Annotated in this window: 14 protein-coding genes; 4 read left to right on the top strand and 10 right to left on the bottom strand. The window is 43.0% G+C overall.

The features are described 5' to 3' along the window. The first annotated feature begins 221 nt into the window (after positions 1-221). From rpiB to EO130_RS04655, 3 genes are read left to right on the top strand one after another with little or no spacing between them, the layout of a single operon-like run. Positions 222-653: a ribose 5-phosphate isomerase B gene (gene rpiB / locus EO130_RS04665; RefSeq protein WP_127140362.1), complete on the top strand. Its 432-nt coding sequence runs from the start codon at positions 222-224 to the stop codon at positions 651-653. Between the two features lie 5 nt (positions 654-658). Continuing rightward, the gene (locus tag EO130_RS04660; protein WP_127140361.1) at positions 659-1582 is read left to right on the top strand and encodes a cation diffusion facilitator family transporter; all 924 of its coding nucleotides are present in this window, start codon (positions 659-661) and stop codon (positions 1580-1582) included. Next, a complete protein-coding gene (locus EO130_RS04655; protein WP_127140360.1) occupies positions 1582-2022 on the top strand; it encodes a GNAT family N-acetyltransferase in 441 nt (146 codons plus the stop codon). The genes EO130_RS04660 and EO130_RS04655 overlap by 1 nt, the downstream gene beginning before the upstream one ends. Before the next feature lie 81 nt (positions 2023-2103). Here the strand turns inward: EO130_RS04655 and EO130_RS04650 are convergent, their stop codons facing one another. From EO130_RS04650 to EO130_RS04610, 9 genes are all read right to left on the bottom strand, one after another. Continuing rightward, positions 2104-2970, bottom strand: a complete 867-nt coding sequence (locus EO130_RS04650; RefSeq protein ID WP_241244297.1) for a hypothetical protein — start codon at positions 2968-2970, stop codon at positions 2104-2106. Between the two features lie 25 nt (positions 2971-2995). Further along, positions 2996-3604 carry a hypothetical protein gene (locus EO130_RS04645; protein WP_127140359.1) on the bottom strand — a complete coding sequence of 203 codons (609 nt, stop codon included), beginning with the start codon at positions 3602-3604 and terminating at the stop codon, positions 2996-2998. Further along, positions 3582-4829: a DNA (cytosine-5-)-methyltransferase gene (dcm, locus tag EO130_RS04640; RefSeq protein ID WP_127140358.1), complete on the bottom strand. Its 1248-nt coding sequence runs from the start codon at positions 4827-4829 to the stop codon at positions 3582-3584. The genes EO130_RS04645 and dcm overlap by 23 nt, the downstream gene beginning before the upstream one ends. Before the next feature lie 29 nt (positions 4830-4858). Then, complete coding sequence (locus tag EO130_RS04635) at positions 4859-5824, bottom strand: hypothetical protein (RefSeq protein WP_127140357.1); 966 nt, start codon at positions 5822-5824, stop codon at positions 4859-4861. Between the two features lie 136 nt (positions 5825-5960). Continuing rightward, positions 5961-7586, bottom strand: coding sequence for a S41 family peptidase (locus tag EO130_RS04630; protein WP_127140356.1), 1626 nt, complete (start codon positions 7584-7586; stop codon positions 5961-5963). Further along, a complete protein-coding gene (gene rnpA / locus EO130_RS04625; protein ID WP_127140355.1) occupies positions 7570-8367 on the bottom strand; it encodes a ribonuclease P protein component in 798 nt (265 codons plus the stop codon). Before rnpA ends, EO130_RS04630 begins: the two co-directional genes overlap by 17 nt. A 141-nt stretch (positions 8368-8508) precedes the next feature. Continuing rightward, the gene (locus tag EO130_RS04620; protein ID WP_127140354.1) at positions 8509-10362 is read right to left on the bottom strand and encodes a M1 family metallopeptidase; all 1854 of its coding nucleotides are present in this window, start codon (positions 10360-10362) and stop codon (positions 8509-8511) included. Between the two features lie 3 nt (positions 10363-10365). Then, positions 10366-12015, bottom strand: coding sequence for a S8 family peptidase (locus EO130_RS04615; protein WP_127140353.1), 1650 nt, complete (start codon positions 12013-12015; stop codon positions 10366-10368). Between the two features lie 24 nt (positions 12016-12039). Next, a complete protein-coding gene (locus EO130_RS04610; RefSeq protein ID WP_127140352.1) occupies positions 12040-12906 on the bottom strand; it encodes an MBL fold metallo-hydrolase in 867 nt (288 codons plus the stop codon). A gap of 218 nt (positions 12907-13124) precedes the next feature. On the opposite strand from EO130_RS04610, the gene EO130_RS04605 reads away from it, so the two are divergent. Beyond that, the gene (locus tag EO130_RS04605; protein WP_127140351.1) at positions 13125-14981 is read left to right on the top strand and encodes a cation:proton antiporter; all 1857 of its coding nucleotides are present in this window, start codon (positions 13125-13127) and stop codon (positions 14979-14981) included. Here EO130_RS04605 and lepA read toward each other — a convergent pair. Beyond that, a complete protein-coding gene (gene lepA / locus EO130_RS04600) occupies positions 14978-16774 on the bottom strand; it encodes a translation elongation factor 4 (protein ID WP_127140350.1) in 1797 nt (598 codons plus the stop codon). The genes EO130_RS04605 and lepA overlap by 4 nt on opposite strands. Positions 16775-16847: the final 73 nt, after the last annotated feature.

Raw genomic sequence — 16847 nt, 5'->3', positions numbered from 1 at the left:
AATGGAATATTACCCGAACATTAATTTATAATTCTTACTGGCTTATTTTTTCGAAACTGCAAAATTTCCTTACCATTAGTTTTCTGCAACTAATTAACAAAACCTTGTTTTTTTTAAGAGATTGTTTTTTAGCGGAATGCAAAAATCCGGATGAACTTATAAACAACCAAACAGGAAAAGAAATTGTACCTTTGTAGGGTACCCATTTTTAATTGAACACCATGAAAATAGCTATTGGAAACGACCACGCTGGTACCGATTATAAGCTAGCGATCATAGGTCTCCTAAAATCCAAGGGAATTGAAGTTGTCAACTATGGTACCGACGGCACCGATAGTGTGGATTATCCAGATTTTGTGCATCCTGTTGCCCAGGATGTAGAAGAGGGCAATGTGGACTTTGGAATTGTCATCTGTGGTAGTGGTAATGGGGCCACTATGACCATTAACAAACACCAAGGCGTTAGAGGAGCCTTATGCTGGAACAAGGAAATTACGGAACTGGCCCGAGAACATAACGATGCCAACATACTAAGTCTTCCAGCTCGGTTTATCGCACTTCCACAGGCATTGGATATGGTAGAAACATTTTTGAACACCGAATTCCAGGGAGGCAGGCACGAACGAAGAATCGAAAAAATTCCATGTAGATAAACTTTATGGGTCACCATCACCATCATGGACACGCTCATTCGCATGCTCACCCTGATCTAAGGGGTAGAAACCTGCTTATTTCCATTTTTTTGAACATTGCCATTACCTTGGCACAAATTGTCGGCGGATTACTTTCGGGGAGTCTGGCATTATTGTCCGATGCGCTCCATAATTTTAGTGATGTTCTAAGTCTGGTCATCAGTTATGGTGCCCGTAGATTAGGGCAGCGTCAAGCATCCAGCCTAAAAACCTTTGGTTATAAGCGAGCTGAAATTTTGGCCGCTTTCATTAATGCCGCGACCTTGGTGGTCGTAGCCATCATTTTGATGAAAGAAGCCGTTGAACGTTTGATGCAACCACAAGAGATTGAATCCAATTTGGTTATTTGGTTGGCATTGATTGCCATAGTTGGAAATGGTTTTAGTGTATTGTTGTTGAAAAAGGATTCCAACCACAATATGAACATGAAATCCGCTTATTTACATCTATTGACGGATATGATGGCATCCGTTGCCGTTTTGATTGGAGGTATACTGATGAAATATTTCCAAGTGTATTGGGTGGATGCCATCCTTACCATGATTATAGGGGCCTATTTGATTTACATGGGCTATGATTTATTGAAGGAATCCACCAAAGTGTTGATGCTCTTTACGCCTAAATCAGTGGTTATTCAAGATATAGTGGAGTCCATTTGTACCATAGAACCAGTAAAGAATGTGCACCATGTCCATATTTGGCAGCTCAACGAGGAAGAAGTGCACATGGAAGCCCATATTGATTTTAAAGAAGATATAAGGCTATCGGAGTTTGATGCCATTCTGGAAAAAATAGAAGAACATGTATATCACAAGCACGGTATCAACCATGTGAACATACAGCCAGAGTTCGATAAATGTGATTCTAAAAGTGTAATAGTCCAAGATTGATGCAAGTATTCATAAAAACATTCGATGAATTGAACATTCATCAGCTCTATCAAATTCTACGCCTCCGCAGTGAGGTCTTTGTGGTGGAGCAGGACTGTGTGTACCAAGATGTGGACAATAAAGACCAAAAAGCACTTCACATCATGGGGATGAAAGATGGCCAAGTTGTTGCCTACACTAGGGTTTTTAAACCAGGCGATTATTTTGACAACGTGAGTATTGGCAGGGTAGTGGTTAGCCAAGAACAACGACAATACGGTTTGGGCAAACAAATTATGTTGGCCTCTTTGGCGGCTATTGACCAAAGGTTTCCCGACAAACCCATCGAGATTTCAGCACAATCCTATTTATTAAAGTTTTACACAGACCTAGGTTTTTCTGCCTTTGGCGAAGAATATTTGGAAGATGGCATTCCGCATCGAAGAATGTTGAAGAAGTAATTTAAGGATGTCATGCCGTACCTGATACGGCATCTATGATTCAATTACAATGGATTTTGACTACCTCAGAAAGAATAAGATTTATTTTGAACCGCCATCAAGACGTATGACATCTTCCAATTCTAAAACAGTTCTACTTCCATCAATGTTGACGTAATCCAAGCGTACAAAACCATATTTTCTATTGAAATAAGATAGGAGTTCCGTTTTTCCTAGTCTACTGGTTGCTTCTGATTTGATTATGTAACACCTTAATTTTCCTATGCTAGTTTTTAGGGTTGATATTTTCACTATTTCATAGGTATACGTATTATTTACAAGACCATTCCACGCTAACCATCGTGGGTCAGACCAAGGATCTCCTATTGTAAGTTTCCAAGTCCAATGGTTTCCAATCTTATAAGGAGCTTTTATATAAGGAAACGGGTTTATTTCCAAGATTTTGAAGTATTTATCCCGGGGCGGGTGCATCCAAACATTTTTCTCATTTTCAATTACGCCCGATGTACTTCCAAATGGAGCGAAGTCATTATGGGTGAGATATGAGTAAGACAAAACGGTTTGGTTGTAATCAGGATTAAATCTTGTGTTATATCCCAAACCCTCCAATACGGTTATGCTTACTTTTTCAAATAGCCCTTCTTTGTCTTTGGAGTAAGGTTCAAATTTCCAATCCGATATGCTATCAACATATTTAAAAGAAAGTCTTTGATTATCTTTTGTGAAATGCTTAAAAGAGTAAATAAAAGAGGTTTTCTCCTGGTAGATGGTGTTATTGTGATTGTATCTGCTGTCATCTACATTGGCCCTATCAAATTGTTCCACCCAAATCCCATCGTCATCTAAAACCAACCTATAGTCGGTACCACTGGAATCTAAAGATTTACAACCGAATAAAAATAGAATTGTAAGCAGCGCTAAATAGCTAATTAAACGTAAGGTGTTCATATAGGGAAAGATAGCTATTATGAATTCAAATTAACCTCTTCGCCACTCCAATTCGATTCAAAAATTCTAGTCTTAGAATAAGATTCACTGGCTTTTCCACTTTGTTTGTACTGGAAAAATATAGATAGCCTTCTTTCTTGGGATCAAGACCCTCCAGCACCAACTTTCCATGCACCTCTTTGTGATCAAGGGCCAATTCCTCTAAGAAAGATTGGTTTAGACCCAGTTCATGTAAACGCAAAATTAGTTTTTCCCGATTTACAAAAGTGATGTTACAACTGGTGAATACATCCGCTTCGTCTGAATAAATGTTGGTCACCAAGGCATAAAAATGGGTCTTTTTGGAAACATCGAACAGCCAACCCTGTTTTTGCATCCCGTTTTTCGTGTAAAATAGCTCAAAGGCAAAAGTGGGCAAACTTTCGTTAATATAGTCCAACTGGGCTTTTTCGTCCACAAAATAGGTGTTCCCCGATTGGTTGTCCTTAAGGATCAAATCGATTCCTTGCCGTTGTTTTTTAAGATTTGAAACACGCTCAAATTCATAATTTTTGAGGTGTTTTTGATAATAGGTATCCAGTAATGGGGTTAATCGTTGTTCTTTGGATAGGTCAGCTTTGAAGTTGCTTTTCAAGTTGGTCAATTTTCCGGAACAGGGAAGCACCTATCTTTTCCACAATGCCCACCACCAATGCATTGCCCATAAAAAAGGCCCGTTTGGCATCAGAAATGCCCTCCAATTGGGTATGATGGTCCGGAAACATGTTCAACCGTTCCAATTCAACAGGTAAGAGTCTTCGTAGTCCCTTGGAGGTTTGGACCACGTGCTTAAACCGGGAAGGGGATTTACCGCCTTCGCCGGTTACTATAGTTCTGGAAGGTTGATCAAGAGCGTCTGGGAAGACCATGCTTCCCTCGCTGTAATGGTATTCAAAACCAGCTTTGGTCTTGCGTATTTCTTTTTTGGAGCCTTTTAAATAGTCCCACTTGGGAAGGTCGGCTTCGTCAATATAATATTCGGAAGGGATGGTATCTTGCTCCAAAATATCGGAGAGCACTGTTCTTTTTCCATCGTATGAAGGAGAAGAAGTTAAGGTAGACACCTTTCCATCCACGCAGATACCAGTGTTCAAAAAGGGAGATAAACCTCCTTCACTGTTGAAATTTGAGGACAGTTCCACCAAATTCTCGTCCAAATCGAACCCAACAGGTTTTTGATGGCTTGTAGCAACAGGAAAGGCCTCCGATAAAACACCATCGTGGAGCATCCAATCGGAAGGATGCGAATTTTTCAGTTTTTTAAAGATTTCGGTACCCTTAAAATATGCCATAAAAAAAACGCGCCTTCGGCGCTGAGGCATTCCATACTCTGCCGCATTGATTACGCGCCATTCCACGGCGTATCCCAAATCCGAAAGGCTACGCAACATCACCGCGAAATCCCTGCCTCGTTGGCTAGAAGGCGATTTAAGAAGACGGTCCACATTTTCCAAAAACAGATAACTCGGTTTGTTTTTCTTTTCGGAAAGAATACGGTGAATGGACCACCACAGAACACCCTTTTTACCGATGAGCCCTTTGGAGTTTTTCAAGGAAGTGGCCACCGAATAGTCTTGACAGGGAAAACCGCCCACCAACATGTCGTGGTCTGGAATTTCTTCGGTTTTTACGGTCTCAATATTGGCGTTGCAATGATTTTTATTGCCAAACCGTGCTTCGTAAACCAAGGAGGCATGCTGCGTTTTGGTGGAAGGCTCCCATTGGTTGCTCCAGACCACCTTGAAGCGTTTGGTGCGTTCCAGACCAAGGCGAAAACCGCCCACCCCAGCAAAAAGTTCACACACGTTAAGTTGTTGCATGATCAAAAATAGAATTTATTCCATCTTTTTCAGCCATTGATGGTAGAATGAAACACAGTTTGGTAAAAAGAAATCAAAAAAACGAGGGAAAAAATAAAAACAGCAACCATAAAGATAGTATGCAAAAACCGGGAAAAATCTTGGTTTTCCAAATTTTCCGTGATTCGTGAAACATAGGGGCTCCCCGGAAGGTACATTACCTCCACCTGATCTATTTCTTGGGCAGATTGGTTGTTCTCCGCTATTTTTTTGTCTGTTCCTTTGATTTTCTCCCCATTTTGGGACCTAAACAAATATGAAAAATCGAAAACAGGTTCTGCCCGTACTAGGGTACCGGTATTTTTTCTGTCCGACACGGTTGCTGTGGTCCCTATGCCGTAAAATAATAAGTTCCAGTTGTGTTCCAAGGATTTTTTGTCGACCAAAACCCCAATTTTTTGCAATAACAGATAGAGGAGGACACTCACACCGATCAGTGTCAGTCCAATTTGCCAAGTGTACGAAGTTGCAAAGACTTGCTCGTACGTATTTGGGGCGGAGAATATACGTTCCAAGGCCTCGCCCATCAAAATATAACTGCCTATCACATAAACGATAATTTTTAAACTGCAGATAATGACCATGACAAAGGAAAACCGACAAGGCTTTTGGGATAGGAATATGGGGTTTTTAGGTTTTCGGGCGATGTTAAGCCCAATTTCGATGGTTTTGTCCATTTCAAATCGTCTCAAATGGGGCTTGGTGTCCCATACGCGGATTTTTCGATGGATGTGGTGACCAGAAAAATTTTCGAACAACAACAGTAGTTCAAGCAATGGCTTTTTACCTCCTCTAATGGTGTTTACGGCTATGATTGATGCCTCTTTGGTAACCGAACCACTTTTTCTATTTCGCACTATGCAAAAAGCGCGCGAAAAACAATTGCTCATCAAATTGTAAAGCCAATAAAAAAGAACAATTGCGATAAGGGACAAGGTGAGTACAGTGTAGGTCATATGCAAAATTTTCAGTTAAGATATGACGCATGGAAATAAGTTTGCCCCCCTAATTGACGGTTGATGCTTTTGAATTGACGGATGACGGTTTTGAATTGACGGATGGCATTTTAAGAGCTGCCATTTCCCTAAAAATCTACCTCAAAATACTCGCATATTTTTGGGAGTCGGACAAAAGCTCTTTGGCTGTTAAGATGGCATCGTCGTGGTCAAGATAATATTTGTAGAGACCTTCGCGATAAAAATATCGGGTGATGATTTCATCCTCCAGCTTTTTGGTGATTTCTTTTTGATAGCTGTCCAAGGCCGAAATTTTACCACGGTTAACCGCTATGAGTAGATCTTTGTATTTTTCCTGGACTTCGGACCCCAATAACGTATCGTCGGTATTGATGGATTCTTCCAAAATCTTTTCCGTTTCGGTCTGGAAAGTAAAGTTTTCCGATTTTACAAAGCTTTTGAATTCCGAATAATCACTATCTGAGAAACGGAAATTGTCCACAGAACTAAAATCGTGGCTATAGAAATAGTCCGTAGCAAAATCAAAAACAAGCTGGTTTTGCTCCAAAGCATCAATAAGGGAATTGGTTTTTAGGGACTCTATGGTCACATCGGGCATGATGCCCCCACCATCCCAAACTTTACGGCCGTTCCTAGTGGTAAATTCATTGAATTCCGTGTTACGAACGGCATTGCCCTCTTTATCACGGTTCCAATAATCCAAGGACTGTATGCATCTTCCGGAAGGTGTGTAGTATCTGGAGATGGTCACTTTTAACTGTGTTCCGTAGGTCAGTTTCAATGGGCGTTGTACCAATCCTTTTCCAAAGCTTTGGGCTCCCACGATTACGGCCCGGTCCAAATCCTGTAGTCCGCCCGAAACAATTTCACTGGCCGAGGCACTTTTACCATCCACGAGCACTACTAGTGGAATTTCCTCATCCTCTGGCTGGTTTTTGGTTCGGTATTCTTGATTGAATTTTTTGACCTTGGATTTGGTGGTCACGATGAGTTCGCCCTTGGGCACAAAAAGATTGGTCACATTAATGGCTTCCGAAAGCAGGCCACCGGGATTTCCCCTGAGGTCTAAGATTAGGCGCTCCGCTCCTCTCCCCTTAAGGTCTTGCATGGCGGATTGTGTTTGTTTGGATGCCTTACGATTGAATCGGGACAACACAATATACCCTGTTTTTTCGTCGATCATATCATAAAAGGGAACCGCATCGACCTCTACTCCTTCGCGGGTAATGGTGGCCGTTTGCGTTTGTCCTTGTCTAAGAAAAGTAACATCGACCGTGGAGTTGTTGGCGCCTTTGAGCAGTTCGCCAGCATTGTCGTCGAAATCGGCAACGTTCGTCTCGCCAATTTTAATTATTTCATCTCCAGCTTTTAGCCCAGCTTTGTCTGCTGCGTACCCTTTGTAGGTTTCAACAATGACCAATTTCCGATCACTGGTCCGCACCAAGGCCCCAATACCGGAATATTCCCCAGCATTATTGATTCGGTAGGACTCCACATCCTGTTCGTTCAAAAACTGGGTATAGGGATCTAGCTCTTCCAGCATATTCTTTATGGCGGAATCCATCAGCGCAGCTGGATTGGTCTCGTCCACATAGTTCATGTTGAGTTCCTTAAAGAGCGTGGTAAAGATTTCTATTTGTTTGGCAATTTCAAAAAAGTCGCTCTTAAAACTGCTGGCACCCACCAAAACGACTACGGCCAACACGGGAATCAACAGCTGCTTCTTAATCAATCTTTTCATGGAATTCTTTGTTTACAAATGCCTTTAATAGCGTTTTCATAGCAGTTTCGACCTGCTCAAAATCGGGGTCTTTCCTGCCAAGGTATAAAAATATGAACGCATAATTTCCCTCAATGTTGTTAAAAATGAGGGGTTTGTTGAGCCTGTAAGCCTCTCGTAACAGCCGTTTGATACGGTTGCGTTCCATGGCTTTTTTAAATTTTTTCTTTGGGGCGACCACGGCCACTTTTATGGGCACGTTATCGGTAAAAGATGTGTTGAGATATATCAGTTTGATGGGAAACGCTCGCAAAGTTTTTCCTTCGGAAAAAAGCTTTTCAAAAACGGTTCTATTGGTGAGCTTTTCCTTTTTGGGGAAGGAATTGTCCCCTTGAGGGGACTTTAGGGGTGTTTTTTCTGCATTCAAATTAGGGTCTTTGTATTGCATTTGAGCTATCGTTTCTTTTATGCTCATCAAAACACTGAACATATTGTTTTTAACTTCCTGATCCTGCAACCTGAGCAAATGTACGCCGACTTTTTCTAGTTGATGCTCTCTTTGTTGGTCCTTGTCATATTTGAAATCGTGCGATACCCCGTCAATTTCTATGGCAAGCTGTAATTCATGGCAATAAAAATCAACAATATACTCAAGTAAAGGAACCTGTCGATGAAATTGAACCCCCATTGAACGTTGCTTTAGTTTTTCCCAAAGAAGAACCTCGGAGAGCGTACTGTTTTTACGCAGTTGCCTTGCAAATTCTTTTAACGCAGGGTTATATGGAATAATCTTGTTTTTCATACGAAGTAACCTAAATATATCAAGAATAATTGGTCAAGTAACACCCCTAAGGTCCCCTCGAGGGGACAGTTTTTCATGATAATTCAAAAAAAAAGGGCGGCACAATGGCCGCCCTTTGCAAATCTTATCTTCGAGAGCCCCTTACTCCTCTGCTTGGTAAACGTTGTTTTCTCCATTAACATCGGCCATCAGTTGGGATGGGTCGATCATAATGGCCTGTACGTTGTCCAATGGCATGTCCAAGGTAAACTCATAGGTAGGATATGCCCATGGCCAATCCTCCAAAACAGTGCGCTTTAAGTTAGGGTATGGGTTGTCCTTTTCTCCAAACATCATACGCAACGGAACATAAAGAGTCTGTTGGGTTCCGTCCTTGCCCACCACCAAAATATCCAACGGCATGGGCATTTCGCCAATGCGTTCCATGGTCACTTTGGTGCCTTCACCATCGGCTTCCACACTTTTGATTCCATAATCAATGGTATTGGTAGTCTGCGTCCAATCTTTAAGGTACCAATTGAGCTCCATTCCCGATACTTTTTCTGCGGTCCTTTTGATGTCGTTGGGCACAGGGTGCTTGAACTTGAAGTCCTCAAAGTATTTTTGAATGGTCTCCATGAGCTTGTCTTGACCGATTACATAGCCTAACTGAGAAAGGAAGATAGATCCTTTGCTATAAGCCGAAACGCCATAGGCAAAATTAGTGGTATATCTGTCCGCGTGTGTGGCTTGAGGCATTTCGAGGCCAGAGTTTACCAAAGCGTAATACCCTCTATAAGAACCTTCAAACGGATTTTCCTTGTTCTGTTCCATTATCTGGTTCATACACAAACTACTGATGAACGAAGTGAAACCTTCATCCATCCATTCGTGTTCAGACTCATTGGTAGCTAGTACGTGCTGGAACCAAGAGTGCGCCATTTCGTGCACCATTACCCCAACCAAGCTGCCAAATTCACGTTCACCGGTAATCAAGGTGCTCATGGCATATTCCATACCGCCATCGCCTCCTTGCACCACCGAGTACTGTTCGTAGGGGTATTTCCCAACGTTGTCGCTAAAAAACTTCATGGCCGCAGCAGTTTTGGGCTGAAGGTTTTTCCAGTTTTCATTGAACTCTGGATTGTCCTTATAAAAGAAATGTAAGGTAGGACCATCTTCCATTTCATAAGTATCGTGAATGTACTCTGGGTCGGCCCCCCACATAAAGTCATGGACATTTGGGGCTTTAAAGTGCCAGGTCAATGTTTTTCCTTTGGTCTTCACCTTGGTACCGGGGGCTTCATAGCCGTGACCGATTTCTTGGGGATTTTGAAGATAGCCCGTACCTCCTACAGTATAGTCCTTGTCCAAGGTAATTTTGACATCAAAATCGCCCCAAACCCCATGGAACTCACGGGCAATGTAAGGGTTGGGATGCCACCCCTCAAAATCATATTCGGAAAGTTTGGGATACCATTGGCTCATGGATAGCGCTACATTTTCCCTGCTGTTTCTTCCAGAACGTCTGATTTGCAACGGAACCTGACCTTCAAAAGTCATATCAAAAGTAGTTTTTCCGCCGGGAGGGATGGGTTGTGCCAAATCCACCACCAAAATGGTCCCTTCTTCCATAAAAGTAACGGGTTTTCCGTCTTGGGTGAGGGATGTAGCGTGCAGATAGCCCATTTCACTTTCGGAAAGCGAAGCAATTCGGCTCTTGCCATCTTCCATCATTCTTTTATCGGGGTCTTTGATGTTTTGCAGCCTAATGTCCATTTCGCTACCAGGCTGAAAGGCATTGTAGTACAAATGATAGAAAACACGGTCCAGCTGATCGGGGGAGTTATTGGTGTAGACCAATTTTTGGGTCCCTTTGTACTGGTAGGTTTCCACATCCATTTCCACATCCATGGTGTAATCTACGTGTTGTTGCCAGTAGCCCACATTTTGGGCACTTAAAAAAAGACTGCTACCTAAAAAGGCTGAAAAAAAGAATAATCGTAAACGTTTCATATACTATTTTGAATTACTGTCCAAGGTCATTTTTCCGTTTGACACGTTGTTCGCTAAAATTAAGGCATTGTAGGCATTCACCATTTTGCCCGATCTGGAGATTTTATCAAAAATCGTGGCTTTGGTTTCGTCACCGGCAACAATCACAGATGTTTTGGTCCTTAGACCGGATTCCATGATAATGTTTTTTACTTGTGAAGCCGATAGGTCTGGATAATAGGAGCGAATCAACGCAGCTACACCGGCCACAGCAGGTGCTGCCATGGAAGTTCCTCCCTGAAATTCATATGCACTATTGGGCATGGTGGAATAAATCTCTGCGCCAGGAGCAAAAACGTCCACACGTTGACTTCCATAGTTGGAAAAAGAAGCGATCATTTCGGAACCATAACTACTGGTCAAGGCACCTACGGTAATCAAATTGTCCACAAACTCCGTTTCCGTGTCCATATCGTCATTGGGATAATTTCTGTTTTCTGGCAGTTCCAAGTCCTCACCATCGTTACCGGCAGCATGAACAATCAATACATCCTTGGAGGCGGCGTATTTTATGGCCTCATAGACCCATTCTGCTTTTGGGGAAAAGGATTTTCCAAAACTACAGTTGATGATGGAAGCACCATTGTCCACCGCGTATCGGATACCCAAAGCAATGTCCTTATCGTATTCGTCACCGTTTGGTACCGCACGGATGCTCATAAGCTCTACATTTTTGGCTACACCATCCACACCGATTCCGTTGTTGCGCTGTGCGGCAATGATTCCAGCCACATGCGTTCCATGGCTTTCGGTCTCCACCATATTGTTTGGGTTCCCATTTCCATAAGGCACATCGGTAATATCGTAGGGATCATCGCCAACAGGGGTCCTACCATTAAAGTCTTTATTGAGATTATAATTGACTTGCTCCGTAAAATAGGTAATCCCTTCTTCAAGCTCGTCCAACACCTCGGAAATACTATCTCCGTAGGTGAACATCTGCGTCAACACGGCAACACTTTGTTCCATTTGGGCCGTTTTGGGCTCTATGGAAAGCAAATCCTCCTTGGTATAGGTGTCTTTGCCCAGTTCGTCCTTGACGAGTTGGTCGGCTCCTTTTACCACTTGGAAAATTTGTTCGTACTGTTGTTTGTTCTGAACGGCTTCTGGATATTTTTTGTCCAAAAGAAGTCTGGCCTCTGCTCTCTGTGAAGCATCCCCAATATTCAAGCGAAGCATCCGAACATATTCCAATTGCTCGTTATAGGAGTCGCCAAGAAAATTGTATCCGTGAATGTCATCTACATAACCATTGCCGTCATCGTCTTTTCCGTTGTTGGGAATTTCATCGGAATTGGTCCAAAGGACAGTTTTTAGGTCTTCGTGATCCAGATCCATTCCAGAGTCCAAAACGGCGACCACCACGGTTTTTCCTTTTTTGTTTTTGATGATTTCACTGTAGGCCCGGTCTACGCTCATGCCGGGAATGGTATCTTGGATAAGATCGAGGTGCCCCCAATGTTTTTTCTCTGCTTCGGTAAGCTCTGAAATCTTTAGCGGAACGGCATCGATGTTCTCCACAGGCGTGGATACCAGGGTGGTAGATCCACAACCCACCAAAAAAAGAGCTGCGGAAAGCGTAAGGATCGATAGTTTGTTATATGTGCAATTCATAAATGTTTTTGAAATAAATGAGTGTTATGGTGTATTGAATAATTCTTGGTAAGTATAGATCTGGTCCAAACGCGCACCTTTTTCTGTTTGCTTCAAGGAGCAGATTTGATTATGGGCATCGTGCTCAAAAAGCAACAACCAGTCATTTTCAACCGCTTGATTCAAAAATTGGTTTTTCTCCTCTAATGTCAACAACGGACGGGTATCGTATCCCATGACATAGGGCAGCGGGATATGTCCGACGGTTGGAATCAAATCGGCGACAAAAACAAGGGATTTACCCTGATATTGGAGGTGCGGTAACATTTGCTTGTCCGTATGCCCATCCACAAAGTGAATGCCAAATCCGAGTTCGGATTTTTCTACGAATGAACTATCATTTCGGTCCACAAAATGGAGCTGTCCGCTCTCCTGTATGGGCAAAAGGTTCTCTTTTAAAAAAGAGGCCTTTTCACGTGCATTGGGTTTTGTGGCCCATTCCCAGTGGTCCTTATTGGTCCAAAATTTGGCATTTTTAAAGGCGGGCTCATAACCCGTTCGGTCCTTGTTCCATTGGATACTGCCTCCACAGTGATCAAAATGCAGGTGGGTCAAAAAAACATCGGTAACATCATCGCGGTGGAACCCTGCTTTTTCCAAAGATTTGTCCAAAGTATGATCTCCCCAGAGATAGTAATAGCTAAAAAACTTTTCCGATTGTTTGTTGCCAAGGCCATTATCGATCAAAATTAGCCGATCGCCATCCTCAATCAAAAGGCATCGGGCAGCAAGATCGATCATATTGTTTTGGTCGGCAGGATTGGTCCTGTTCCAAATGGATTTGGGCACAACACCGAACATGGCCCCGCCATCCAACTTAAAATTACCGGTCTCAATGGGATAAATTGTCATTCTGAAAGTAAAATGGGCTGCAAAATAAGAAAAGCACGCCCCAAATGCCGAAAAAATAAGGAGATATTGGCCGTAATTTAACAAAAAAGCGACCAGCAAAGTGTAAAAACGGTATAGCGTTTAAATTGTTTACACGATTGGCAGTTCGAAATACTTGAGCGTAGCCGAAAGGGGGAATATCTAAAAGAAAAGCAGTAAATTTCCACAAAACTAAGACCATGCTCGAACTTGCAGGAATCATAATTCTTGGTATTATTGCACAATGGGTGGCTTGGCGATTCAAATTGCCGGCAATTTTACCCTTGATATTGATAGGGTTGTTGGTGGGACCCATTGCCACACTATATACGGAAGACGGATCAAAACTAATAGAACCTATCTGGAACGGCGAAAAAGGGTTGTTCCCGGGAGAAGGGCTTTATTCTTTTGTCTCGCTGGCGATTAGTGTTATCCTTTTTGAAGGGGGCCTAACGCTCAAGAGAGCTGAAATATCCAATGTGGGCCCGGTAATCACCAAATTGATTACTGTTGGCACCATTGTCACCTTTTTTGGGGCAGGTGTTGCGGCACATTACACATTTGGGCTCTCTTGGCAGATTTCCTTTTTGTTCTCGGGGTTGATCATTGTGACAGGCCCGACCGTAATCACACCCATTTTAAGGAACATTCCCTTAAAAAAAGATGTCTCAGCCGTTTTAAAATGGGAGGGAATCCTGATCGACCCCATAGGTGCCTTGGTTGCCGTATTGGTGTTCGAGTTTATCAGTGTGGGAGAGGGGCAAGCTTTTACCCAGACCGCTTTGATCGAGTTTGGAAAGATTATCCTTTTTGGGACCACCTTCGGGTTCACCTTTGCACACGCACTGGCCTTCGCTATAAAAAGGGATTTTATTCCACATTATTTGTTGAACGTGGTCTCCTTGTCCACAGTGCTTTTGGTGTATGTGGAATCGGATTTATTTGCACATGAATCGGGATTGTTGGCCGTTGTGGTCATGGGTATGGTCATGGGCAACATGAACCTACCAAACCTTAAAGAGCTGCTCTACTTTAAGGAATCATTGAGCGTACTTTTAATTTCCATACTTTTTATCCTGTTGGCGGCCAACATCAATGTCAGCGATATGGAGTTGATCTACAATTGGAACACGGTCATCCTTTTTGCAATCATCGTTTTTCTCATAAGGCCGATAGGGGTGTTCCTGAGTTCACAGGGGTCCAATTTAAAATTCAACGAAAAACTTTTTATCGGTTGGGTGGGACCTCGAGGAATCGTCGCTGCCGGTATCGCTTCACTTTTTGGTTCAAAACTGATGCTACGCGGAGAGCCTGGTGCTGAGTATATTACCCCATTGGTGTTTATGATCGTGTTGGGAACAGTATTGTTGAATGCAACCACGGCACGTGTATTTGCCAAATTAGTAGGGGTATTTTTGAAGAAATCCGAAGGTATATTGATTATCGGGGCCTCTAGATTATCCCGATTGATAGGGAACTATCTCAGAAAGAACAACAGGCACGTCGTTTTGATCGATAACAACCAAAACAATGTGGACAAGGCCAAAAAACTAGGATTGGAAGCCATAACGGCCAATATTTTTTCCGATAGCCTAACGGACAACATCGAATTGAACGACATGGGCTATTTGATGGCATTGACCGGCAATTCGGACATCAACAAATTTGCCATCAAAAAATTCCAAAAACAATTTGGTGAGAACGGAGCTTTCCGTTTGGTCAACACCGAGGAGGTGAACGACCCTGACAACAATCCCAAGGAAGGGCTGTTTTCGCACACGGATGACTTTATCCAATTAATGGACACGGTTCGCAAACATCCTACCATCCATGAAATCGAATTGGAGGATAAGGAACATTACGACAAGCTTATCGATATTACCTATGAAGAACGGGATATTGTGCCCTTATTTACCAAATCACCTGATGGCAGCATAGAAATCATCCCTGCAAACAGCAAGGATTTTACGCCAAAAGGAGATGGGTACAAGCTGGTATACCTGGGTAAAATATTGGAAACCGAGGAAGAAGATGTAGAAGAACCTACAGAGGACTAATCGTTCAATTTAAGAACGGCCATAAAGGCTTGCTGTGGTATTTCCACATTGCCCACTTGGCGCATCCGCTTTTTACCCTTTTTCTGCTTTTCCAAAAGCTTACGTTTCCGCGAAATATCCCCTCCGTAACACTTTGCGGTCACGTCCTTTCTCAAGGCTTTGATGGTTTCCCTAGAAATGATCTTGGAGCCGATGGCGGCCTGGATCGGGATATCGAACTGTTGTCTCGGAATCAGTTCCTTCAGTTTTTCGCACATTTTTTTACCAATGTGGTAGGCGTTGTCAAAGTGAACCAAGGCAGAAAGTGCATCAACAGGTTGTGCATTCAACAGGATGTCCACACGAACCAATTTGGAGGTGCGCATGCCAATGGGCGAATAGTCAAAAGAGGCATATCCTTTGGAAACCGTCTTTAAACGGTCATAAAAATCAAAAACGATTTCAGCCAAAGGCATATCAAAAATCAACTCGACCCGCTCGGTGGTCAAATAGGTTTGGTTAACGATTTGCCCTCGTTTTTCGATACAGAGCGACATCACATTACCCACAAAATCGGCCTTGGTGATAATGGTCGCCTTAATATAGGGTTCCTCCACCCGATCAATGGTCGACGGGTCGGGAAGGTCGGATGGGTTGTTTACGATAATGGGCTTTTCATCACCTTTGGTGGTGTAGGCGTGGTAGCTTACGTTGGGCACCGTGGTGATCACGGTCATATCGAACTCACGCTCCAAACGCTCTTGAATGATTTCCATGTGCAACATGCCCAAGAAACCGCATCTAAAACCGAAGCCCAGAGCAGCACTGCTTTCTGGGGTAAAGACCAGCGAAGCATCATTCAGCTGCAATTTTTCCATAGAGGATCGCAAGTCTTCAAAATCTTCCGTATCCACGGGGTAGATACCGGCAAATACCATCGGCTTTACATCCTCAAAACCACTGATCGGGTTTTTGGTGGGGTTGGCCGAATCGGTAATGGTATCGCCCACTTTTACCTCGCGTGCATCTTTTATTCCGGTGATTAGATAACCTACATCTCCCGTAGAAATCTTGTTTTTGGGGTGCTGGGTGAGTTTAAGAGTGCCTATTTCGTCTGCTTCGTAGGATTTTCCCGTTGCCACAAACTTGATTTTTTGTCCCTTTGTGATTTCCCCGTTCATTATCCTAAAGTAGGTCTCAACCCCTCGAAATGGATTATAAACGGAATCAAAAACAAGCGCTTGTAAAGGCTCGTCACGGTTTCCTTTCGGAGGCGGAATACGATCTATGATCGCTGTTAGGATTTCTTGAATACCCAATCCTGTTTTTGCACTAGCGGGAATGACCTCTTCGGGCTTACAGCCCAATAGGTCCACAATATCATCGGTAACTTCTTCTGGGTTTGCGCTGGGAAGGTCCACTTTATTGAGCACAGGGATAATCTCCAAGTCGTTTTCCAGCGCCAAATATAGGTTGGAAATCGTCTGTGCTTGAATGCTCTGAGCGGCGTCAACCACCAAAAGCGCTCCTTCGCAGGCAGCAATGGATCGTGAAACTTCGTATGAGAAATCGACGTGTCCGGGAGTATCGATCAGATTGAGCACATATTTTTCGCCATTATGGACATAATCCATTTGAATGGCGTGACTTTTAATGGTAATACCGCGCTCACGCTCTAGGTCCATGCTGTCCAGCAACTGGTCTTGCTTTTCGCGTTCGGTCACCGAACCGGTAAAGTCCAACAAGCGATCTGCCAAGGTACTTTTACCGTGATCAATATGTGCAATGATGCAAAAATTCCTAATCTTCTCCATAACAACAATAACATACCCTAAAAAAGGGACTTTATCAACTGCAAATATAATTGTTTTAAATACCCATAAAGTG

It is taken from the genome of Flagellimonas marinaquae, from assembly GCF_003992675.1.
Taxonomy (GTDB): Bacteria; Bacteroidota; Bacteroidia; order Flavobacteriales; family Flavobacteriaceae; genus Flagellimonas; species Flagellimonas marinaquae.
The sequence above is the reverse complement of the archived record's forward strand: the minus strand, read 5'-3'. Positions and strand labels throughout refer to the sequence as shown.